The 18,673-nt window shown below is 61.8% G+C and carries 22 protein-coding genes; 10 read left to right on the top strand and 12 right to left on the bottom strand.

The window, feature by feature from the left end; genetic code table 11:
• Window positions 1–176: 176 nt before the first annotated feature.
• Window positions 177–1,235 carry an alginate lyase family protein gene (locus HX875_RS03210; protein ID WP_177041594.1) on the bottom strand — a complete coding sequence of 353 codons (1,059 nt, stop codon included), beginning with the start codon at window positions 1,233–1,235 and terminating at the stop codon, window positions 177–179.
• A 130-nt stretch (window positions 1,236–1,365) separates the two neighbouring features.
• Here HX875_RS03210 and dapF point away from each other — a divergent pair, with 130 nt between their 5' ends.
• Entirely contained in the window at window positions 1,366–2,181 is an 816-nt protein-coding gene (gene dapF / locus HX875_RS03215) for a diaminopimelate epimerase (RefSeq protein WP_177041596.1), read from the top strand.
• A gap of 25 nt (window positions 2,182–2,206) precedes the next feature.
• Entirely contained in the window at window positions 2,207–3,436 is a 1,230-nt protein-coding gene (locus tag HX875_RS03220; RefSeq protein WP_177041952.1) for a TPM domain-containing protein, read from the top strand.
• Between the two features lie 14 nt (window positions 3,437–3,450).
• Here HX875_RS03220 and HX875_RS03225 read toward each other — a convergent pair whose 3' ends face one another.
• Window positions 3,451–4,131 carry a class I SAM-dependent methyltransferase gene (locus tag HX875_RS03225; protein ID WP_177041598.1) on the bottom strand — a complete coding sequence of 227 codons (681 nt, stop codon included), beginning with the start codon at window positions 4,129–4,131 and terminating at the stop codon, window positions 3,451–3,453.
• Window positions 4,132–4,250: 119 nt separating this feature from the next.
• Between HX875_RS03225 and HX875_RS03230 the strand changes: the two genes are divergently transcribed.
• Window positions 4,251–4,778: a GNAT family N-acetyltransferase gene (locus HX875_RS03230; protein WP_177041600.1), complete on the top strand. Its 528-nt coding sequence runs from the start codon at window positions 4,251–4,253 to the stop codon at window positions 4,776–4,778.
• Between the two features lie 3 nt (window positions 4,779–4,781).
• On the opposite strand, the gene HX875_RS03235 is transcribed toward HX875_RS03230, so the two are convergent.
• The gene (locus tag HX875_RS03235; protein ID WP_177041601.1) at window positions 4,782–5,207 is read right to left on the bottom strand and encodes a GNAT family N-acetyltransferase; all 426 of its coding nucleotides are present in this window, start codon (window positions 5,205–5,207) and stop codon (window positions 4,782–4,784) included.
• A 117-nt stretch (window positions 5,208–5,324) separates the two neighbouring features.
• Between HX875_RS03235 and HX875_RS03240 the strand changes: the two genes are divergently transcribed.
• Window positions 5,325–5,528 (top strand): NmrA family NAD(P)-binding protein, encoded by a 204-nt coding sequence (locus HX875_RS03240; protein ID WP_177041603.1) that lies wholly within the window; start codon window positions 5,325–5,327, stop codon window positions 5,526–5,528.
• 461 nt (window positions 5,529–5,989) lie between these two features.
• On the opposite strand, the gene HX875_RS03245 is transcribed toward HX875_RS03240, so the two are convergent.
• Window positions 5,990–6,556: a TetR/AcrR family transcriptional regulator gene (locus tag HX875_RS03245; protein WP_177041604.1), complete on the bottom strand. Its 567-nt coding sequence runs from the start codon at window positions 6,554–6,556 to the stop codon at window positions 5,990–5,992.
• A gap of 101 nt (window positions 6,557–6,657) precedes the next feature.
• On the opposite strand from HX875_RS03245, the gene HX875_RS03250 reads away from it, so the two are divergent.
• Window positions 6,658–8,091, top strand: a complete 1,434-nt coding sequence (locus HX875_RS03250; protein WP_177041605.1) for an amidase — start codon at window positions 6,658–6,660, stop codon at window positions 8,089–8,091.
• Between the two features lie 24 nt (window positions 8,092–8,115).
• Here HX875_RS03250 and HX875_RS03255 read toward each other — a convergent pair whose 3' ends face one another.
• Window positions 8,116–8,682 carry a GNAT family N-acetyltransferase gene (locus HX875_RS03255; protein ID WP_177041608.1) on the bottom strand — a complete coding sequence of 189 codons (567 nt, stop codon included), beginning with the start codon at window positions 8,680–8,682 and terminating at the stop codon, window positions 8,116–8,118.
• Here HX875_RS03255 and HX875_RS03260 point away from each other — a divergent pair.
• The gene (locus HX875_RS03260) at window positions 8,681–8,848 is read left to right on the top strand and encodes a hypothetical protein (protein ID WP_177041609.1); all 168 of its coding nucleotides are present in this window, start codon (window positions 8,681–8,683) and stop codon (window positions 8,846–8,848) included. The genes HX875_RS03255 and HX875_RS03260 overlap by 2 nt on opposite strands.
• A 9-nt stretch (window positions 8,849–8,857) precedes the next feature.
• On the opposite strand, the gene HX875_RS03265 is transcribed toward HX875_RS03260, so the two are convergent.
• Complete coding sequence (locus HX875_RS03265) at window positions 8,858–9,349, bottom strand: GNAT family N-acetyltransferase (RefSeq protein WP_177041611.1); 492 nt, start codon at window positions 9,347–9,349, stop codon at window positions 8,858–8,860.
• 366 nt (window positions 9,350–9,715) lie between these two features.
• Complete coding sequence (locus HX875_RS03270) at window positions 9,716–11,131, bottom strand: purine-cytosine permease family protein (protein WP_010171800.1); 1,416 nt, start codon at window positions 11,129–11,131, stop codon at window positions 9,716–9,718.
• 251 nt (window positions 11,132–11,382) lie between these two features.
• On the opposite strand from HX875_RS03270, the gene HX875_RS03275 reads away from it, so the two are divergent.
• Complete coding sequence (locus HX875_RS03275) at window positions 11,383–12,294, top strand: LysR substrate-binding domain-containing protein (RefSeq protein WP_177041613.1); 912 nt, start codon at window positions 11,383–11,385, stop codon at window positions 12,292–12,294.
• Between the two features lie 130 nt (window positions 12,295–12,424).
• On the opposite strand, the gene argE is transcribed toward HX875_RS03275, so the two are convergent.
• From argE to HX875_RS03295, 4 genes are read right to left on the bottom strand one after another with little or no spacing between them, the layout of a single operon-like run.
• Window positions 12,425–13,570 carry an acetylornithine deacetylase gene (gene argE, locus HX875_RS03280; RefSeq protein WP_177041615.1) on the bottom strand — a complete coding sequence of 382 codons (1,146 nt, stop codon included), beginning with the start codon at window positions 13,568–13,570 and terminating at the stop codon, window positions 12,425–12,427.
• Window positions 13,567–14,244 (bottom strand): DUF1028 domain-containing protein, encoded by a 678-nt coding sequence (locus HX875_RS03285; RefSeq protein ID WP_177041617.1) that lies wholly within the window; start codon window positions 14,242–14,244, stop codon window positions 13,567–13,569. The genes argE and HX875_RS03285 overlap by 4 nt, the downstream gene beginning before the upstream one ends.
• 10 nt (window positions 14,245–14,254) lie before the next feature.
• Complete coding sequence (locus HX875_RS03290; RefSeq protein ID WP_003207327.1) at window positions 14,255–14,665, bottom strand: RidA family protein; 411 nt, start codon at window positions 14,663–14,665, stop codon at window positions 14,255–14,257.
• 24 nt (window positions 14,666–14,689) lie between these two features.
• Window positions 14,690–16,021 carry a flavin-containing monooxygenase gene (locus HX875_RS03295; protein WP_371321467.1) on the bottom strand — a complete coding sequence of 444 codons (1,332 nt, stop codon included), beginning with the start codon at window positions 16,019–16,021 and terminating at the stop codon, window positions 14,690–14,692.
• Between the two features lie 146 nt (window positions 16,022–16,167).
• Between HX875_RS03295 and HX875_RS03300 the strand changes: the two genes are divergently transcribed.
• The 3 genes from HX875_RS03300 to HX875_RS03310 all read left to right on the top strand — a co-directional run bounded on the left by HX875_RS03300 (window position 16,168) and on the right by HX875_RS03310 (window position 17,717).
• Window positions 16,168–16,602 carry a GNAT family N-acetyltransferase gene (locus tag HX875_RS03300; RefSeq protein ID WP_177041620.1) on the top strand — a complete coding sequence of 145 codons (435 nt, stop codon included), beginning with the start codon at window positions 16,168–16,170 and terminating at the stop codon, window positions 16,600–16,602.
• A gap of 17 nt (window positions 16,603–16,619) precedes the next feature.
• Window positions 16,620–17,087 (top strand): GNAT family N-acetyltransferase, encoded by a 468-nt coding sequence (locus tag HX875_RS03305; protein ID WP_177041622.1) that lies wholly within the window; start codon window positions 16,620–16,622, stop codon window positions 17,085–17,087.
• A 300-nt stretch (window positions 17,088–17,387) separates the two neighbouring features.
• Entirely contained in the window at window positions 17,388–17,717 is a 330-nt protein-coding gene (locus tag HX875_RS03310) for a DHCW motif cupin fold protein (RefSeq protein ID WP_177041624.1), read from the top strand.
• Window positions 17,718–17,723: 6 nt separating this feature from the next.
• Here HX875_RS03310 and HX875_RS03315 read toward each other — a convergent pair whose 3' ends face one another.
• Window positions 17,724–18,638, bottom strand: a complete 915-nt coding sequence (locus HX875_RS03315) for a LysR family transcriptional regulator (protein WP_177041626.1) — start codon at window positions 18,636–18,638, stop codon at window positions 17,724–17,726.
• Window positions 18,639–18,673 lie beyond the last annotated feature (35 nt).

Consider the following 18,673-nt stretch of genomic DNA (forward strand, 5'->3'; position numbering starts at 1 on the left):
GGGCGCGACACACCTCTAATGTGGGAGCTGTCGAGCCTTGGCGAGGCTGCGATGGGATCACCGCGGTGTGCCAGGGAGACTGAGTCGCCAGCATCGCGGGCAAGCCCGGCTCCCACAGAGGAGGCATTGCATCTCACAGGGAATGCATTTCAAATTCAGAGAGCCCTGAAGCTCACTCACTTCAAATAGCAAGCACTGATCCAGTCCGAAGGTTTGGGTGCGAGCTGTTCGGCCACCGGCAAATACCGCGCGTCCAGCTGCGCCGCCAGCCAGTACAGCGTATTGCTGCTTTTCGGGTTCCATTCGCCGCTGTAACCCGGTTCGCCGACGCGGGCGCGGTCCCTGTCGAACTGCACGTGGGTGTTCACGAATTCTTCGTGGCTGCGCTGGCCTTTGGCGTACGGGGCGAGCCAGTCCAGTGCTTCGCTCAGCGAGCCGCCGTGGGGCGCGGTGACGTCCAGCCAGTTGCCGCCAATGCCGTAGGGCTTGGCCGCCAGCGCCGCCTGAACCAGCGGCTCCAGGTCGTAGACTACGTAGTGCAGGGCGTCGCGGTCCTGGAAGTCGGTTACCGAGCCGTCGGGCAGCACGTTGTCGTTGATCTGTTGCCGGAACAGTTGGAAGGCCTGCTCCAGCATCTCGCGGTCGCCCAGCGCAGCGGCGGCCACCGTGACCAGTTTCACGCGATGGCTTTGCCAGTTATTGGTGTTGGTGGCTTTCTTCTCACCATGGAACTGCTTGACGCGCTCGATGTAGCCGTTGCCCAGGTTGGTCAGCAACGCACGGGTGGCGTCGCGGGTCTGGGGGCGCAGGTCATTGGCGGTGAGGGCATAGGCACTGATCAACATATCGAGGTTGGTTTCGTCGATCGGGTTGAAATCCGGCTGATAAGTGCTGGCCCAGGCGCTCAGGTAGTCGTCCACTTGCTTGAGGTAGCGCGTGTCACGGCTCAGGCGCCAGGCGAGGGCGGCCTGGCGCATCACGGGCCAATCTTTTTCGGCGGCGATGCTTTGTTCGCGGATGCCATGATTGGGCAGCGTGCCCTCGGTGTGCAGATGGGGCAGGGCGCCGGGCTGGTCGCCGAGGTGGCGTTGGGCGGCGGCCAGCAGCGACTTGGAAGTCGGGTTCGACGTAGCGGGCTGGCAGGCGCTCAGCATTTGGGGCGCGGCAAGGGCGGCTTGGGCGAACGAGGCGAGCAGCGCGGCCAGAACCACGGTTTTCAAAGGGCGTTGTAGCATGCGGTTTCTCAGGAATGGATTGACCGGATCGGAGCGCAACCACGCTACCATGGCCGTGATGAGTATTTGATGAAATACCCGCCGGCCCTCTATCCTGGCCGGCCTTGCCCGGTCGAGAACAGGACGCCCCATGACCTTGCAGTTCGTGAAGATGCACGCCCACGGCGATGACTTCATCGTGATCGACCGGCGCGGCCAGGCCGACCCGATCACCGCGCCAATCGCCCGCCGCCTGGGTGACCGCCATCGTGGCATCGGCTTCAATCAGCTGGCCGTGGTGCTCGATTGCGAGGATGCCGCCGCCCGCGTCAAATTCTGGAACCCCAATGGCACCCCGCTCAACACCTGCGGCAGCGCCACTCGCGGGGTGGCGGACATGTTGATGCGCGAAGCCGGCACCGCCTCTGTGCTGCTGCGCACCAACCGTGGCCTGCTGACCTGCGTGCGCGAATCGGGCCAGCGGGTTTCGGTGGACATGGGGCCGCCGTCATTGGGCTGGGATGCCATTCCGCTGGCGCAGGCCATCGACACCGAACGCTTGCCCCTGGAAGGCAACCCGGCGGCGTGCAGCATGGGCAACCCGCACTGCACGTTCTTCGTCGAGAATCTGGCGGCCATCGACATCGCAGCCATCGGCCCGGCGCTGGAAACCCACCCGCTGTTCCCCAGCAAGACCAACGTGCATTTTGTGCAGGTACTCGACCGCGGCCACATCCGCCTGCGCATCTGGGAACGTGGCGGCGGCATCCCCCAAGGCTCGGGTTCGTGCTGCTGTGGTGCGGTGGTCAACGGGATTCGTCGCGGGCTGCTGGATGACACGGTCGATGTGCAATGCGACGGCGGTACCGTAACGGTGCACTGGGACGGCAGTGGTGGTGTGGTGCTGACCGGCGCCGTGCAAACGATTCTTCATGGCACGATTGCCGATCATTTTTTCCAGGCGTGATGACAAACAGGGTGGTTATCAGGACATGCTGAAGTTTCCAAGACGACAATCGCTGGGCGCACTGCTGATCGTCCTGCTGGGATGGTTATGCCTCTCATCGGCCCATGCCGAAGACACCGCGCCCCCCGACCTGGTCAAGGTCCCCCTGGACCAGCGCGTGATCGACCTGACCAACACTCTCGACTCCGCCAGCAAGTCGCGCATCACCACGCAACTCGCCGGCCTGGAGCAACGCAAGGGCGCGCAAGTGGCGGTGATGCTGCTGCCAAGCACCGGCGGCGCGAGCATCGAGGAGTTCGCCAATCAACTGTTCCGGGCCTGGAAGCTGGGGCGCAAGGACGTCAACGACGGCATCCTGCTGCTGGTGGCCAAGGACGACCGCAAGGTGCGCATCGAAGTCGGCTACGGCCTGGAAGGTGTGGTCACCGACCTGCTGGCCCACCGCATCATTGAAGAACACATCACCCCGGCCTTTCGCCAGGGCGACTATGCGGGCGGCGTGCAGCAGGCGGTGGACGACCTGACGGTGCTTGTGGATGGCGGCGACTTGCCCGACGTCGCCGGCGCCGGGTTTCCCCCTGAAGCTTACGCCGTGCTCCTGGCGTTCATGTTTGGCGGGGTTGTGGGGGTGTTGATGGGGGCTGAAAAACTCCCTTGGCGCCGTGCGCTGCTGGCGGTGGTGGTTGTCACCGTGGTGCTGGTGGCGGTTGCGGGCGGAAAAAACTGGCCGGTGTATTTGCTGTTGCTGCCACTGTGCATGTTGATTGGCGGCGCCACGTTCGGCGCGTTGTGGCAGGCGAGGGCAGCGTTTTATGCCGTGCTGGGGCTGTTGAGTTATATCGCCGGAGTGCTGTTGGCGGACCACTTCTTGGTGCGCGACCTTTCCCTGATCCACTGGCTGGCGTATCCCATGGCCGGGTTGCTGGTCCTGGGCCTGTACGTCGGTTTGTTCCTGGTGATGAAGGGCATGTGGCAAGAGAGCCAGGGTGGATTTCTTGCGCGGCTGGTGGCGGTGCTGGTGGTGTATGGGGTCGCTGGGGCGTTGATCGACAACGGCACCACCGGATGGCTGCTGGCGTTTCCATTCGCTTCGTTCGCGGCGCTGTTCATCTTTGCCCACGGGATCAGCGACGGGTCGGGATCGGGGTCGGGCGGCTCGAGTTCCTCTGGTTCGAGTTCCAGTTCGAGTTCCAGCAGCAGCTCATCGGGTGGTGGCGGTTCCAGCGGCGGTGGTGGGGCGTCGGGGAGTTGGTAAGACTCCCTCGCAGGTTAAGCCGGCTTGTAAGCGATCCAGCCCTTGAAGCTGAAGCCCGCGTAGAACAGCTCCACACCTTCGAAGCCCGCCGCCCGCAGCAGTGCCTCATCGTCTTCGGGTGACAGCACCGGCAAGTGGCTGCTGATGGCTGTGATCGCCCGCTGGGCATCTTCAGCCGGTACGCCGGAATCCACCGCGTAGGCTGCATAGCGCTTCAACCAACGGGCTTTTTCCCCTGGCGAGGACTGCGGGAAGCTGTGATGCGCAGCAATCAGCGGTGCCCCGGGCAGTAATCGCCGCCACAGTTCTTTCAGGGTTTGCAGGCGTTCCTGCGCCGGGATGAAATGCAGGGTCAGCAGGCAAGTGGCGGCATCAAACGGGCCATCGGGTGCGGTATCGATATAGCCCTCATGCAACCGCACCCTTGCCATCAGCGGCCCGAGGGTGGCTTCAGCCAGCTTCAGCATCTCGGCAGACGGGTCCACGCCCACGAACTGCCACCCGGGCTGGCTGTCGGCAAACTTCTTCAACTCCAGCCCGCCGCCTGCGCCCAGCACCAGTACCTTGCCGGTCGCCGGGACGGATTCGCGCAGCAGCAGGGTGGTCATGCGTTGCAGCGACTCGAAACCCGGCACCAGCCTCACCGGGCCTTCGGCGTAACGGGCAACAGCGTTGGGGTCTGAAAACCAGGTCATGGTGGCTCCTGTTGGCGGGGGAAGCGATAACCCTACTGGGGCGAATTCAGGCTGGCAATTGCGCAGATGTGCAGTTGTGTTAAAACGTTGCCCATTCTGAATTCAAGAGCGCCTATCGAATGCTCCCCGACATCCTTATCCGCGAGGCACTGGCTGAAGATGCCCTATGTATTGGCGTGCTGGGCATGCAGGTGTTTCTCGACACCTACGCCACCGAAGGTATTCGCGACTCCATCGCCGCCGAGGCGTTGCAGGCGTTTTCGCCCCAGGCGATCTCCACGCTGATTGCCCAGCCGGGCACGGCCATTCTCGTGGCTGAATCCAACAGGCATCTGGTGGGGTTTGCCCAGGTGGCGATGGATGCCGGCCATGCGCTGATCTCCACGCCGAACGCCGCCGAGTTGCAGCGGCTCTACATCCAGGAACGGTTTACCGGATTGGGCCTCGGCTACCGTTTGCTGCAAGCGGCAGAGCAGTGCGCCGGGGAGTGCGGTGCGTCGTTATTGTGGGCGACGGTGTGGATTGGCAACGAGCGGGCGCTGGGGTTTTATCCGCGCCGTGGCTATGAGCTGTTGGGTGCGCCGACTTACACGTTTCAGAATGAAACCCATGAAAATCGCCTGTTTGGCAAAAAGCTTGGGGTTTAGCGGTCAGAGGGTCTTGCTCAGGAACACACGGCTGCTGCCTTGCGGGTCACAGGGGATTTCACCAAATCGCACCCAACCATTCTTCTCGTAAAACTCCGGGGCCTGGAAACTGATGGTGTACAGCACCGCCGAGCGGCAGCCTCGTTGACGGGCTTCGTCTTCGAACGCCTTCAGCAGCGTTGTACCCAGGCCTGAGCCACGCAGTGCGTCGGGCAGATGAAACAGGTCGAGGAACGCCATCCCTAGACTGGTTTTGCCGGTGATGCCGCCCAGCATTTCACCGGTGTCGGGATCCTTGATCAACACCGTCAGCGGGCGCCGATCATTGGAGCCGGTGATGTGTTCGTTGAAGGCGGCAAGGCCGCTGCCGAGCATGCGCTCAGCCTCGGCGTTCGGCTGGTCACCTACTTCAATCAGATGCGGTGTCATTAGGCTCTGTTTCCTATCACTTGGACATACCCGATTGACTCTGTCCCGGGGGGCAGACTTTATGCTTTTTCCTCAGCGAAGGAGGAGGGTTTTCTTCCCGTGAAAAGGAGAATCGGCATGTTATGCCTGGTGACTGGAGCGAATGGGCACCTTGGAAACAATCTGGTCAGGGCGCTGCTCGAACAAGGCCACACCGTGCGCGCCGGCGTGCGCGACACAAACAATCGCGCACCGTTCGCCGGTGGCGGTTGCCTGGTTTCAGGAACGCTGGGCGCAATGGACGGGAAGGCCGGCGCAGTTGCTGCTGAGCCAGGTTCGTAAGTTTTGGGGTATTCGCCAGGAGTACAGCATCCTCAAGGCAAAAGCCGAGTTGGGCTTCAACCCTCGGCCGGCTGAGGCAGCATTGCGGTCGGCGTTTGCTTACCTGCAACGTCGAGCGGATCAAACGCGAGGCGCCCGCTAGCGAATAACCTGTGGTGAGGGAGCTTGCTGTGGCAAAGGAGCTTGCTGTGATGAGGAGCTTGCTGTGGTGAGGGAGCTTGCTGTGATGGGGAGCTTGCTGTGGCGAGGGAGCTTGCTCCCGCTGGGCTGCGAAGCGGCCCCAATCACGACACCGCGGTTCTCCAGATGTAAACCGCCGCCAGGTTTTGGGGCCGCTACGCGACCCAGCGGGAGCAAGCTCCCTCGCCACTGCTACTGCGCGATCTTTTCCTGTCAGCTTGGCGAGTCGTCCGATGAACATCCTTGAAATCCTTTTGAAAAAGTGAGCGCTGGGCAAAGGCTCAAAGCCGTTCCCGCACCATCCGCATCAGCCGTTCACCTACCTGATCCACGCCTTTGTTTTGCGCAACCACCTGGGCACCTTCCATCAAAAACGTCAGCTCTTGGGCCAGCTCCTCGGGCTTGATCGCCTTGAGCTGCGTGCAAAGCAGCTTCACGCGCTCAAACTGACGTTTTTTATGCGCCTGGATCAACGCCCGCGCCGGGTGATCCACCTCGGGAATCTCGGCCAAGGTATTGGTAAATGGGCAACCGCGATAACCCGCGCGCTCCAGGTCTTCGACGATAAAACCGGTAAATCCCAACAGCTGTTCCCTGGGGGACTCGGGATATTGCTGCGCGAAGTCGTCCAGCACGTCGCTGTAGCTTTCCGTCAGCCGCTCCAGCCATTCCAGCACCAGCGCATCTTTATTCTCGAAATGCCGGTACACGGTCATCTTGGTCGATGCGGCCAGGGCAGCAATGGCATCCACGCTGACACGGGTGATGCCCTGTTCGACAAACAGCGTCTGCGCCGCATCGACAATCCGTTCGCGCGGCGGCAATTGAGGTGTCCGTTGCGCACGCATGCACATTCTCCACTTGACAGCGATACCTATTAGTATCGCATGATACTTATCGGTATCGTTCGATACCGGAGAGTATTCATCATACCCGTTTGGAGAGTTTCATGTACCTGTCTGAATACGCCGATCAGGACGCTACCGGCTTGGCACGCCTGATACACACCCACGCTGTCAGTGTCGACGAGGTGCGCGCGGTGGCCTTGCAAGCCATTGCAGCCATCAACCCGCAGATCAACGCCCTGGTGGAAACCTGGGATGACGAGCCGGTGGCGGCCCAAGGCCCGTTCCATGGGGTGCCGCTGCTGCTCAAGGATCTTGGCGTCAGCGCGGCAGGGCGCCGCAATGAACTGGGCAGCGCGCTCGCACAGGGCTGCACCGCGGATGCCGACTCAGAGCTGATGACCCGTTTGCGCCGCGCCGGCCTTATGCCGCTGGGCCGCACCACCACACCCGAGTTCGCCGCCAGCACCACCACCGAAAGCCGCGTGTCGGGCCCCACTCGCAACCCGTGGGACGTACAGCGCAGTGCCGGTGGCTCCAGCGGCGGCTCGGCAGCGGCGGTGGCGGCGGGGTTGGTGCCGGTGGCCCACGCGACGGATGGCGGCGGCTCAATCCGCGTGCCCGCGTCGATGTGTGGCCTGTTCGGGCTCAAGCCCAGCCGTGGTCGCGTGCCGATGGGTCCGGAGGTCGACGAGGTCTGGAGTGGTTTGGCGGTGCACGGTGTATTGACCCGTTCGGTACGCGACAGCGCCGCCATGCTCGACGCGATCCATGGCGCAGCACCCGGAGATCCGTTCCATATTGCACCGCCCGAAGGCAGCTTTTCGGCCCTTGCCCAGCGTGAGCCCGGCTCGTTGCGCATTGCGCTCCAGCGTCTGTCTTTAAACGGGCAAACGCTGCATCCGGCAGTGGAACAGGCGCTGTTCAATACCGCCAAACAGCTGGAAGCGCTGGGTCATCAGGTTGAGGAAGTCCAACCGGATATTGGCGTGAGCTGGGAGGCGTTTGTCGAACTCAATGCGCGCTTCTGGTCATCGAACACGGCGGCCTGGATAGAGGCGATTGCCGGCGCGACAGGCCGCTCGATCAGCGCGCAATACCTGGAACCAGCGACACTGGCGCTGTATCGCCTGGGCAAGTCATTGCAAGCGACAGACCTGTTGGGCGCCCTGTGGGAGCGCAACATCGTCGCACGCCATATGGGCAGCCTGTTCCAGCGTTATGACGTGCTGCTGTCCCCTACGTTGCCCGGGCTGGCACCGATGATCGGCGACTACAACCAGGGCCAGGCGCAATTGGACGGCCGAGGGTGGATGAATCGAGTGTTTGCGCATTCGCCGTTTACCGCGCTGGCCAACGTCATCGGCGCGCCCGCGATGTCGGTGCCGCTGGGTCATGATTCACAGAGCGGGCTGCCGATTGGCCTGCAGTTCATGGGCGCGTTTGGTCAGGAGGGAATGCTGCTTGGTCTGGCCACGCAACTGGAGCGGGCGACGCCCTGGGCGGCACGTCGCCCGGATGTGTGGGCCGGGGCCTGAGAGAACCGTTCTCCCTCGCCAACGCTAGGGCCTGTGCATCAGAAACGCTTGCCCGGTCACCTTGATCAGGGGGTGGGGCGTGACCTGGCACGTCTTCACGACGCTAAAACCCTGCCGTTCGTAAAACCGTCGAGCGCCGGTATTCGCCGCGTAATCAATCAAGCTCAGGCCGTTGAGCCCCAACTGATCGGCACGCGCCTGGGCATACGCGAGAAAACGCACCCCAAGCCCTTGGTTTCGCCGCTCTTCAATGAGCGCCAGGCTGGAAATATAGAGGGTGTCGGCAATCTCCATGTCCGCATAAGGTGCCAACACGGGGTCCGTCACCGGAGCGGCAGCAGGATCGTGGCGCATCACGTAGCTGTGCATCATGCCAACCACGCCTTCTTGCGCCTGCGCGATGAGACAGTTCTGGTAGGAGAAATCCACCCCGTCCCGGGCGTACCGGGCGGCGCCTACGTCGAGCGGGTCCTGTCCCGGTTCCGCTAATTGGCTCCAGATGTAATCGGATGCTCCCTCCGAGGTTATCTGAAAAAAACGGGCGATCTCGCGGGCATCCGAACGCTGGGCCGGGCGAAAGTCAACGGTCATGTCTGAACTCCAAAGCCAAGGGAAAAACCAAACGCGGCGGATTTTTCTGATCGACAAAGCCCGCCGCCTCAATCTCGCCCGCGACTTTTTCATTCAGGTCTTCAAAAAGATGCTGGATGAGTCCTGTTTTTATGTAAGAAGAATCTTGTTTTGTAGTCAGTCTTGAATGCGACGGCTAGATATCCATCACCATCTCATGCCACGCCATACCGCCATGGTCAGACGCTGACGGCTGCACATAGCGATAGCCCATGCGCGTGTACAACGCCACATGCTGGTCCTTGCACATCAGGTGAAGGGTCTTCTTGCCCATCGCCTGCATGCGCTGCACGAACTCCGTCATCAAACGCTTGGAGTAGCCCTTGCCTTGCTGGGCGGGGTCCACCACCACCGACATGATCACCCCATTCGGCGCGTCGGCTGAATGCCCCACCAACTCCTTGAAGGCCTCATCCGACATCACCACTTCATCGGCGCAACCGCAGTTGATGAAACCCACCACAACGCCATCCGCCTCCAGGATCAGAAAACCTTGCGGGTACAGCGCGATGCGCGTGGCGATCTTTTCCAGGGTGGCGGCTTCGTCGCCTTCGTAGGCCGAGATTTCGATCTCGTAGCAACGGTTGGCGTCTGCGGGGTTGGCGTTACGGAAGGTGAGGGCGGGCATTGGGTTACCATGGAAATTGAACGACAGCCCCCATGATAAAGAAAGAACACCCCGACAGCACCGCCGAACACAAACCCCACCAACCCCGCCGATCCCCTGTGGGAGCCGTCGAGCTTCAGCGAGGCCGCGATGGCGGCCGCATTAACAACACCAATACCCGCTACTCACCCACTTCGTAGCAGCTGTCGAGCCCCGGCGAGGCTGCGTCGGCCCCAACTTGGTCCGTCGTCCGGCTCGATAGTGGTGGTGCGCCCCACGTAGCCTCGCTGGCGCTCGACAACTGCTACGGCAGGCCTGTTTTCGTGCGGATACAAAAACCAGAAAACCCGCCAAGGCGGGTTTTCTCATAACCGGGCCAGGCTTTACTCAAACCCCACCCACCAACTTCCCCCCCTCCAACCGACGCTTATACGCACTGTCCCGACTCGCCAACCAGAAATACAACGGCGACGTCACCACCAACCCCACCAACCAGGACAAATCCGCCCCATTGATGTGTGCCGAAATCGGCCCGACATACAGCGGCGTATTCATAAACGGAATCTGCACCACAATCCCCACCGCGTACGCCAACAACGCCTGCGGGTTGTAGCGCCCGTAGATCCCGCCATCCACCCGAAAGATCGAACCAATGTCGTACTTGCCCTTATGGATCGCATAGAAGTCGATCAGGTTGATCGCCGTCCACGGCACCAGCACCACCAGCAGCACCAGCACCATGTCCACGAAGTGCCCGATAAAGTCTTTGGACGCAAACACCGCTGCAATCGAACACGCCGCCAACACCAGCACCGAGATCACCGCACGCGCCTTGGCGGTGGGGATCCAGCGGTAGGCAAACGTCTGTACCAAGGTGATCAACGACAGCACCGCGCCGTACAGGTTAAGTGCGTTGTGGCTGATCACGCTGAGCAGGAACAGCAACAGCATCAGCGGGCCAATGGAGCCGGTCGCGAGTTTGACGGCGTCCATGGTGTCCATGCCCACCGGCGTTGCGAGTACCGCCACCGCACCAAAGATGAACGACAGGCTGGAGCCCAGCACGGTGCCCAAATAGGTCGTCCAGAAGGTCGACGCCACCGGCACATCCGCCGGCAGGTAGCGCGAGTAGTCCGACACATACGGCGCAAACGCGATCTGCCACAGGGCTGCCAACGACACGGTCGCCAGCCAGCCGGAGATGTTGAAGTTGCCGCGGGTGAGGAAGTCAGCCGTCTGCACATGGGTAAAGATGTAGCCGAAGCCCAGCACGATGCCCGCGCCCAGCACCCAGGTGCCGATGCGGTTGAGCACGTGGATGAAGCGGTAGCCGATGATGCCGATGATCCCCGAGCCGATGGCGCCGATGACGATGCCCACCGGCACCGGGATCACGTCCACCACGCCGTGCAGGGATTTGCCCGCCAGCACGATGTTGGAGGCGAAGAAGCCGATGTACATCACGCCGGCGATCACCACCACCAGCAGCGCACCAAGGGAGCCGAACTGGGCGCGGCTCTGGATCATTTGCGGGATGCCCATTTGCGGGCCCTGGGCCGAGTGCAGCGCCATCAGCACGCCGCCGACAAGATGCCCGACGAGGATGGCGATGATGCCCCACACCAGGTTCAGGCCGAACAGTTGCACGGCCAGGGCGCCGGTGACGATGGGCAACGGCGCGATGTTGCCGCCGAACCACAGGGTGAACAGGTCTCTTACCTTTCCGTGGCGATCTTCCGGGGGCACGTATCCAATCGTGTGTTTTTCGATAAGCGGGGCGGAGGATGTTGCAGTGGTAACCATGACGAGCTCCAAGGCAAGGTGAGTACGTTGACGTACTTCGCTGGGCGGCGCGTGTGCGTCGCCTTTGTTGTTGGAGTGATCATGTGCAATGGTCACAGGGAGGTAAATTAGTAAGTTTGTTGCTATAGACCTTAAAAATAATATCTCGCGGTGGTTTTTGCTCCGGTATGTTGCATGTACTTGAATCAGTGTGAAAAAGCCGATTTCCACGCACTTGTTTGGGGCGAAGTCCCACGTTTCTGGAGGTCCCTATGGCTGCCTATAATCTGCGCCAGCTCAAATATTTTGTAACCACCGCCGAGTGCGGCAGCGTGGCAGAGGCCTCGCGCAAGCTCTATATCGCGCAACCGTCGGTGTCGACGGCCATCAAGCAGTTGGAAGACAGCTTTGGCGTGCAGCTGTTTATCCGCCATCACGCCCAAGGCGTGTCGCTGACCCCCAGTGGTGCAAGGTTTTACCGCAAGGCCCTGGAGCTGCTGCGGGTAGCCCATGAATTCGAGCAGAACGCCCTGGCAGACAACGACGTGGTGGCGGGGCAGATCGATATCGGGTGCTTCGAGACGGTGGCGCCGCTGTATTTGCCGCGTTTGATTGCTGGCTTCAAGCAGCGCTGGCCAGGGGTGGAAATCCGCCTGCGCGATGGCGAGCAGCAGGAGCTGGTGCAGGCGCTGACGGCCGGCAGTATTGATGTGGCGATGCTGTTCGAGCATGACCTGGGGAGCGCCATCGAGACCACGCCGTTGATGCCGCCGCAGCAGCCGTATGCGTTGTTGCCGGCGGATCACCGCTTTGCGCAGCAGGCCAAGGTGTCGCTGACAGATCTGGTGCTGGAGCCGATGATTTTGCTGGACGTGCTGCCGAGCCGGACGTACTTCGTGAGCATCTTTGAAGAGCGCGGGCTGACGCCGAATATTGTGTTCAGCTCGCCGTCGATCGAGATGGTGCGCGGGATGGTGGGGCGTGGGTTCGGGTTTTCGATTCTGGTGACCAAGCCGTTTTCCGAATACACCTATGACGGGCAGAAGCTGGCGTGCGTGCCGCTGGCGGAGACGGTGACGGGGTCGGGGTTGTCGGCGGTGTGGTTAAGGCGGGCGCCGTTAACCAAACCGGTGCAGTTGTTTGTGGAGTATTGCCGGGAAGAACTGGCGCAGTTGTTGGGGTAGATACAGAACCAAAAATGTGGGAGCCGGGCTTGCCCGCGATGGCGGTGCATCAGTTTGCAAATTTGCTGGCTGATACACCGCCATCGCGGGCAAGCCCGGCTCCCACAGTTGATTTGAGTTGTTTGGGGAATCAGGTACGGATCGAGAGCAACATCCGCTGCAGCATATCGTCGCAGCCGTTCAGTTGCTCCATGCTCACAAACTCATCCGGCTTATGCCCCTGATCCATGCTCCCAGGCCCGCACACCACGGTCGGAATCCCCGCCGCATCAAACAACCCACCCTCAGTCCCGAACGCCACGGTGCCAAATTCCCGTGAGCCCGAAAATGCGGCAATCAACTCCGCCGCCTGGCTACGCTGGTCAGTGGCCAACCCCGGATACGCGGACAATTCACTGAAACGAATCGAACTCTGCCGGCTCACCGCCTGCATCCGCGGCAACACCTGTTGCATCGCGTAGGCTTGCAGCTCCTCAGCCACTTCGCCCGGGTCCATGGAGGGCAGGGCGCGCACTTCAAAGTCGAAGCGGCAGTCCGCCGGGACGATATTCAGCGCCTTGCCCCCGGAAATTACCCCGGTTTGCACGGTGCTGAACGGCGGGTCAAAGCGCTCGTCCTGATGCACCTTGAGACGCTGGCCAATCCGTCCCAGCTCACCGATCAACTCAGCCGCATACTCGATCGCGTTCACGCCCTGAGGCGCGTACGCCGAGTGGCACGCCTCGCCATGCACATCACAGCGCATCGCCAGCTTGCCCTTGTGGCCCAGCACCGGCTTCAACTCGGTGGGCTCGCCGATAATGCACAGCAACGGTTTCACCGGCCATTGCTCCAGCACCTTGAGCAACGAACGCACCCCAAGGCAGCCGACTTCTTCGTCGTAGGACAGGGCGATATGCACCGGCATGCGCAAGTCGGCTTCGACCAGCGCCGGCACCAGTGCGAGTACGCAGGCGATATAGCCCTTCATGTCCGCCGTGCCCCGGCCATACAGCTTGCCGTCGCGCTCGGTGAGCGCAAACGCGGGCAGCGTCCACGGCTGGCCGTCCACCGGCACCACATCGGTGTGCCCCGACAGCACAATCCCGGGCACCTGCGCCGGGCCGATGGTGGCGAACAGATTGGCCTTGCTGCGCTCATCGTTGTAGATCAGTTCGCTGGCGACACCGAAACCCGCCAGGTAATCGCGCACAAACTCGATCAACATCAGGTTGGATTCGCGGCTGGTGGTATCAAACCCCACCAGCGTCTGCAGCAATTCGCGGCTGGTGCTCATCGGTCGTCTCCGGCCACGCCGTAGCCCGGCGAACGGTCCGGGGCGAGGGCGCGGTCGATGTAGTCCTGCACCTGTGGGCGGTAGGCGTCCCAAAGCTTTTGCAGCTCGGCGATCGGCTGCTCATCGGCCCAGTCCACCCGCAGGTTGATGATCGGCCAGGTCAGTTCGCCCACCACCACCAACGCGGCGGAATGCACCGGCCCGGCTTCGCCCCCGGCGGCGATGGCCGCATGCATCGCCGCCAGCAGTCGGTCTGCCAATTGGCCTTCGCCTTGTTCAAAGGCGTTGACCATCGCCTCGATCACCGCGCGGTCAGCGAGCATGTTGCCGGCGGCCACGCACTGTTCACCCGACACGGCGTTATGGGTGCCGAGGGTTTCACTGCCGCTGAAATGCACGGTGCGCCCCAGGTGATCAATCGCCGTCAGTTGTCGGTATTGGCTGTAGCCATTGCGGGTCAGGGCCTTGTCCACGGCGTCGGCCGGTGCGAGGCCTTGTTCCAGCAGGTCGAGCACCTCCGGGCCGAGGGCCGGCAGGGTGATGTTCTGGGTCGAGACCGCACCCACGCCGGGCCGCAGCCATGGGCAACGGGCGCCCACGGCAATGCTCGATGAACTGATGGCAATGCCCATCTGGCCGGTGTCCGCGCAACGGGCGACGATTGAAAAGGTCATGTGCGGCTCCTTATTCGGGGATGACGGCGATCACATCGATTTCCATCAGCCATTGTGGCTGGCCCAGTGCCGACACCACCAGCCCGGTGGAGATCGGGAACACGCCTTTGAGCCACTTGCCGACTTCCTGGTACACCGGCTCGCGGTAGCGCGGGTCGATCAGGTAGGTGGTGGTCTTGACGATGTGGCTCAGGTCGCTGCCGGCTTCTTCCAGCAGTTGCTTGACGTTTTTCATCGCCTGTTCGGCTTGCGCGCGCGGGTCGCCAAGGCCGATCAGGTTGCCGTCGAAATCGGTGCCCACCTGGCCACGTACATACACCGTGTTGCCGGCGCGGACGGCCTGGCACAGGTCGTTGTCCAGGCTCTGGTTAGGGTAGGTTTCCTTGGTGTTGAACATGCGGATACGTGTATGAGTAGGCATCAAAAAAACTCCGAAAATAAGTGATCAGGCGCTGACAGGCGAGGTGTGAACAACCGGTGCGGGTTCGCGGTACTCAAGGTATTGGCGCTGGATGGCGATATGGTCGGCCACGTACTTAGCGTCATGCCAAACGCCCCAGATAAACGACGAGCCCCGGCGCGACTGCCATGGCAAACCGAGGAAGTAGATGCCCGACTCGCTGGCCACGCCGCGCTGGTGCTGCGGCTTGCCGGCGGCGTCAAACGCATCGACTTTCAGCCAGCTGTAATCCACGGCAAACCCGGTGGCCCAGATGATTGACGTGATGCCGGCCTTGGCCAAGTCCAGTTCAAGGATCGGGTGCTTGATGCAGTCTGCATCGGGAAACACGCGGCGCGCTTCGGGCTCTACCGGCAAGTCCAGGCCGTTGCGCTCGATATAGGCATCCGCCGCATCCAGCAGGGCCAGGTAGTTCTCGTCGCCGCGGGCCAGGTTTTCCACCAGGTTGGGTTGGAAGCTCGCAACGCTGCCGTTGAAGGATTGGGTCAGGCCGACCAGGGTCATGCCTTGCTGGGCCAGCTCACGGAAGTCGATGGTCCTGCCGCCGTGAGCGCCGCTCACCGCAATGGTCACGTGCTCGCGGCCGGGTTTCATTGCGGCCTGGTCCCACTCACCCAGCACGCCCAGCCACCAGCAGAAATCGCGGTTGCGATAGGCACGCGGTGGGCGGTCGTGGGCGCCTACCGACAGGTACACCTGGCGACCGGAGCGTTGCAGCTCATCGGCAATCTGTACCCCGGAGGAACCGGCACCCACCACCAGCACGGCGCCGGTCGGCAGCTGCGCGGGGTTACGGTAGTCGGCGGAGTGGATCTGGTGCAGCGCGGTTTCTTTAGGTGCAATCGCCGGAATCACCGGCTTCTGGAACGGCCCGGTCGCCGCCACCACGCGGTTGGCTTCGATCACGCCTTCGCTGGTGTGGATGGTAAAGCCTGGGCGACCGACATTGCGCACCACGGAAGTCACCTCCACGCCGGTGCGAATCGGCGCATTGAACTTGCGTGCATAGGCTTCGAAGTAATCCGCCACCCGCTCTTTTGGCGCAAAGCCATCGGGGGCGACGTTATCGAAGGCCAGGCCAGGGAAACGGTCATGCCAGGCCGGGCCATTGGCGACCAGCGAATCCCAGCGCCCGGTGCGCCAGCGCTCGGCGATACGGCTGCGCTCCAGCACCAGGTGCGGCACGCCTTGCTTGCTCAGGTGCTCGCTCATGGCGACGCCAGCTTGACCTGCTCCCACCACCAGCGTGTCTGTTTTTGTTATTGCTTGAGTCATGTGTCTGTCCTTGCGTAATGCAGTTGGATTCAGCTTGGGCATGGCTTCAAGGCTAGGGGGAGGGCGGTTTTTAATAAAATATTATTAAGCTGGGAAGTGAGCATAAATAACTGATGCAGAGCGGTGCAGGATGGCCGGCGGTGCTGGTAGTCTGCCCCTCAGACCCACACACATCCTGGTTCAAACCCATGCATAACATCCGCACCATGACCCTCGACGACTACGATGCCGTCACCGACCTGATGCAAAACACCCCCGGCATCTCCCTGCGCGACGCCGATTCGCGCGAGGCCACCGAACGTTACCTGGAGCGCAATCCCGGCATGAGTTTCGTGGCCGAGGTAGAGGGGCGGCTGGTGGCGTGCGTGATGTGCGGGCACGATGGCCGGCGCGGCTATTTGCAGCACTTGCTGGTGCTGCCCGATTACCGGCGCCAGGGCATTGCGAATGCGCTGGTGGAGCGCTGCCTCAACAGCCTTGCACAGTTAGGCATTCGCAAATGCCACCTGGATGTGTTCAAGACCAACGACAGCGCCGCCCGCTATTGGCAGGGCCAGGGCTGGCAGTTGAGAACCGATATTGATCGCTATTCGTTTACCCGACCGGGTGACGAGAACGCCTGACGTCCATGGAGGGACCCATGCTCGAGATAAGACGCGCCACGCAGGACGATGCACAGGCTGCCTTTGATATTCGCCTGTTGGCCATACGTGGCCAATGCATTGGCGCCTACACGTCGGAGCAAATGATGCTGTGGACCCGGGGCTGCGCCGAGGATGGTTATGACACGCTGATGGACAAGCATTTTTACCTGGGATGTGTCGATGGTGAGCCGGTGGCTACCGGCATGCTGGATCTTACGAACCACGAAATCGGCGCGTTGTTTGTGCTGCCCGGATTTATCGGGCGTGGGTTTGGCCGGCAGATGTTGGTGTACCTGGAGGCGTTGGCGCGGGAATTGGAGATAGAGGAAGTGATCCTCGACGCGACGTTGAATGCGGCGGATTTTTATCGGCGGTTTGGGTATATGGGGACTGAGCAGGCGATCTACCATTCGCCGTCGGGGTTGCAGCTGGCCTGTATTCCTATGCGCAAATACCTGTGCTGACATCCCAAAAAAACTACGGCGAGGGAGCTTCCTGTGGCGAGGGAGCTTGCTCCCGCTGGGCTGCGAAGCGGCCCCAATAGGCCTGATGCAATCTGACTGAAAGAACTCGCTGACGTTCTTGGGGCTGCTGCGCAGCCCAGCGGGAGCAAGCTCCCTCGCCACAGGTCATGTGGTGTCTTACGGGTTGTGAGCAGCCAATAGTCGCTGCCCTGTATGCCGCAAATGCAGCGGATCTGTCTCTATCGTCCCGCGCACTTGATCGGTACGGTCTGCCCACACGTATTCGCAGGCGAGACCCTTATGGACCTGACCGCAATCCCCTTTGGCACCACCGACTGGTCAACCATTGAGCCGGTGCTGCACCCTGGCGAAACCGGCAGTGCGTATTGGCGCACCTGCCAGTTCGGTTCAACCCGCGTGCGCATGGTCGAATACAGCCCCGGCTACCTGGCCGATCACTGGTGTTGGCGGGGGCATATCCTGCTGTGTCTGGAAGGCGAGTTGCACACCGAACTGGAGGATGGCCGGCAATTCACGCTGACTGCCGGGATGAGTTACCAGGTGGGCAATGACATGGAAGGGCATCGGTCATCGACCACCCTGGGGGCGAAGTTGTTTGTGGTTGATTGAGGGTGTTCAACCCTTGCGATAAACCCCCGCCAACTCCCGCGCCAACCCAATAAAATTCTGCAACGGCGCCGACGGATTGAACGTGCGCCGCACCAGGGTGATCGGTGCCAGCAACCTTGGCCGCGCATCGCTGATCCGGCAGTACACCACGCTCTCGCGATGCACATCGCGCATCGACGCGGGCACCACGGAAATGCCTTCACCGGCGGCCACTAGGCTGACGTTGGTCAGCATGCGTTCCACTTCAAAGGCGATCTTCGGCTCGAAGCCGGCGTTCTGGCAGGCCTTGATCAGGTTGGCGTACATCCCCGGCGCGCCGGGGCGGCGGACCAGGATGAAGCGTTCGTCCTTGAGGTCGGCCATGGTGATCCTGGGCATGTCGCCCTTGAGCAGCGGGTGTCCGACGGGCAGGGTCAGCAGCATTTCTTCGTTGAGCAGGCGGTGGAAGGTCAGGCTCTGGTGGTCACCCACCGGGGCGCGCAGGATGCCGATGTCGATGCGTTTTTCGATAGTGTCTTCGGTGACTTCCCGGGCGCTGCCTTCGTTGATCGAGAGTTCCACACCCGGGTATTGCTCGCGGTAGGCGCGGATGATGCGCGGGATCAGCGGATGGGCGGCGGCGGAGCTGGTGAAGGCGATGACCAGGGTGCCTTCGATGCCCTGGGCGGCGCGAGAGGCTTTGAGGGAGCCTTGTTCGACACGGGCGAGGATGATCCGCGCCTCATCGAGAAACACCAGGCCGCCGGCGGTCAGGTCGACGCCCTTGGGGTGGCGCTTGAACAGGTCGAAACCGAGCTCTTGTTCCAGGGCACGAATCTGTTGGCTGAGGGGCGGTTGCTGCATGTTCAAGCGAGCGGCGGCGCGGGTGAAATGTCGCTCTTCGGCCACCATGATGAAATAACGTAAATGGCGAAGTTCCATGGTGGTATATCCCGTGACAAGACTTTATTATTTGT

Origin of the sequence: Pseudomonas yamanorum, assembly GCF_013386765.1 — a bacterium.
Lineage (GTDB): Bacteria > Pseudomonadota > Gammaproteobacteria > Pseudomonadales > Pseudomonadaceae > Aquipseudomonas > Aquipseudomonas yamanorum_A.

Bases quoted from the DNA above. Each gene is read 5' to 3' on its own strand.
- HX875_RS03210 (WP_177041594.1), bottom strand. From the start codon at position 1,235: ATGCTACAACGCCCTTTGAAAACCGTGGTTCTGGCCGCGCTGCTCGCC.
- dapF (WP_177041596.1), top strand. From the start codon at position 1,366: ATGACCTTGCAGTTCGTGAAGATGCACGCCCACGGCGATGACTTCATC.
- HX875_RS03220 (WP_177041952.1), top strand. From the start codon at position 2,207: ATGCTGAAGTTTCCAAGACGACAATCGCTGGGCGCACTGCTGATCGTC.
- HX875_RS03225 (WP_177041598.1), bottom strand. From the start codon at position 4,131: ATGACCTGGTTTTCAGACCCCAACGCTGTTGCCCGTTACGCCGAAGGC.
- HX875_RS03230 (WP_177041600.1), top strand. From the start codon at position 4,251: ATGCTCCCCGACATCCTTATCCGCGAGGCACTGGCTGAAGATGCCCTA.
- HX875_RS03235 (WP_177041601.1), bottom strand. From the start codon at position 5,207: ATGACACCGCATCTGATTGAAGTAGGTGACCAGCCGAACGCCGAGGCT.
- HX875_RS03240 (WP_177041603.1), top strand. From the start codon at position 5,325: ATGTTATGCCTGGTGACTGGAGCGAATGGGCACCTTGGAAACAATCTG.
- HX875_RS03245 (WP_177041604.1), bottom strand. From the start codon at position 6,556: ATGCGTGCGCAACGGACACCTCAATTGCCGCCGCGCGAACGGATTGTC.
- HX875_RS03250 (WP_177041605.1), top strand. From the start codon at position 6,658: ATGTACCTGTCTGAATACGCCGATCAGGACGCTACCGGCTTGGCACGC.
- HX875_RS03260 (WP_177041609.1), top strand. From the start codon at position 8,681: ATGTCTGAACTCCAAAGCCAAGGGAAAAACCAAACGCGGCGGATTTTT.
- HX875_RS03255 (WP_177041608.1), bottom strand. From the start codon at position 8,682: ATGACCGTTGACTTTCGCCCGGCCCAGCGTTCGGATGCCCGCGAGATC.
- HX875_RS03265 (WP_177041611.1), bottom strand. From the start codon at position 9,349: ATGCCCGCCCTCACCTTCCGTAACGCCAACCCCGCAGACGCCAACCGT.
- HX875_RS03270 (WP_010171800.1), bottom strand. From the start codon at position 11,131: ATGGTTACCACTGCAACATCCTCCGCCCCGCTTATCGAAAAACACACG.
- HX875_RS03275 (WP_177041613.1), top strand. From the start codon at position 11,383: ATGGCTGCCTATAATCTGCGCCAGCTCAAATATTTTGTAACCACCGCC.
- argE (WP_177041615.1), bottom strand. From the start codon at position 13,570: ATGAGCACCAGCCGCGAATTGCTGCAGACGCTGGTGGGGTTTGATACC.
- HX875_RS03285 (WP_177041617.1), bottom strand. From the start codon at position 14,244: ATGACCTTTTCAATCGTCGCCCGTTGCGCGGACACCGGCCAGATGGGC.
- HX875_RS03290 (WP_003207327.1), bottom strand. From the start codon at position 14,665: ATGCCTACTCATACACGTATCCGCATGTTCAACACCAAGGAAACCTAC.
- HX875_RS03295 (WP_371321467.1), bottom strand. From the start codon at position 16,021: ATGCCCAAGCTGAATCCAACTGCATTACGCAAGGACAGACACATGACT.
- HX875_RS03300 (WP_177041620.1), top strand. From the start codon at position 16,168: ATGCATAACATCCGCACCATGACCCTCGACGACTACGATGCCGTCACC.
- HX875_RS03305 (WP_177041622.1), top strand. From the start codon at position 16,620: ATGCTCGAGATAAGACGCGCCACGCAGGACGATGCACAGGCTGCCTTT.
- HX875_RS03310 (WP_177041624.1), top strand. From the start codon at position 17,388: ATGGACCTGACCGCAATCCCCTTTGGCACCACCGACTGGTCAACCATT.
- HX875_RS03315 (WP_177041626.1), bottom strand. From the start codon at position 18,638: ATGGAACTTCGCCATTTACGTTATTTCATCATGGTGGCCGAAGAGCGA.